1 protein-coding gene and 1 pseudogene are annotated in these 469 nt (G+C 48.4%); both read left to right on the top strand.

Annotation, left to right across the window (positions count from 1 at the left end):
• The first annotated feature begins 86 nt into the window (after positions 1-86).
• Positions 87-245, top strand: coding sequence for a hypothetical protein (locus WKT10_RS15950; protein ID WP_340278057.1), 159 nt, complete (start codon positions 87-89; stop codon positions 243-245).
• 13 nt (positions 246-258) lie between these two features.
• Positions 259-469: pseudogene (locus WKT10_RS15945) on the top strand (hypothetical protein); the annotation flags it as partial.

Raw genomic sequence — 469 nt, 5'->3', positions numbered from 1 at the left:
TCCGGAAACAGGGGAGATTTTTGAAGAGCCGGTACAGGCCGGGCCGATTGACTTAAGACAGGCATATGGAAGATAAGGAGAGGGAAATGGCATCAGAAAAGAAATGCTGCGGAACCTGCAGGTATCATCTGCATGATGATGATGTGGATTTCATCTGTGATTGTGAGGAGTCGGAAGGGTACGGAGACTATACGATGTATCAGGACTGCTGCGACTGTTATGAAGCAAGAAACATAGAAGAATAAGGAGGACAAAACCATGTTGGAAGGATTAAAGGCTGCATTAGAGCACGTTGAGGGGCTGGCAAGAGAAAACGAGAAGACCGAGGTCATTGAGATCTGCGGACATACATATGCAAACAAGAGCTTAAAGCGTTATGACAACACAGACAAGGCGACGGCACTGGAGGCTTCCAGTCTTACCGCCCTTCTTGACTACATCGGGGCCTGCTATGAGGAGTTCCCGAAGG

Source organism: Enterocloster sp. HCN-30185 (genome assembly GCF_037890305.1).
In the GTDB taxonomy this organism is placed as follows: Bacteria; Bacillota; Clostridia; order Lachnospirales; family Lachnospiraceae; genus Enterocloster.
The sequence above is the reverse complement of the archived record's forward strand: the minus strand, read 5'-3'. Positions and strand labels throughout refer to the sequence as shown.

Coding starts and splice junctions, on each gene's coding strand:
- WKT10_RS15950 (WP_340278057.1), top strand. CDS start 87: ATGGCATCAGAAAAGAAATGCTGCGGAACCTGCAGGTATCATCTGCAT.